A 343-nucleotide genomic window follows, 5' to 3' on the forward strand; every position below is an offset into this window, starting at 1 on the left:
TCGGCAGCTAATCGGACATAATACAAGCCTGCATCATTCCAATGGGAAGTTGCTTTTCCTTCCTTTACCCAACGACGCGCCCGCGATGCTTTTGTAGGCATTGCAGGGGAACCGTCTGGATTTTGAACTGGCACTCTAATCATGGAGATAATCCTATTAGAAATAGTTGCGTGTCCCTACGACCACCAAAAACGTTGTGTCCTGGAATAACCCAGTGCCTTCACCCAAGAAGACCAACAAATAGTCCGGGCTAGGGAAATACCCGGAGGTGTTATCGTTTTTGGCTGCATGGTAAGCGCCAACTCTTAGTTAGACGTTGGGTCGTCCAAGCTGCGCGTATGCG

Annotated in this window: 1 protein-coding gene; it reads right to left on the reverse strand. The window is 49.3% G+C overall.

Features of this window, described 5'->3' with window-relative positions:
* Window positions 1-143, reverse strand: a 143-nt coding sequence (locus tag LKK83_RS07010) for an RRXRR domain-containing protein (protein WP_324630277.1), incomplete at its 3' end; no start/stop codon positions are given.
* Window positions 144-343: the final 200 nt, after the last annotated feature.

The organism is Phormidium sp. CCY1219 (genome assembly GCF_035615515.1).
Lineage (GTDB): Bacteria > Cyanobacteriota > Cyanobacteriia > Cyanobacteriales > Laspinemataceae > CCY1219.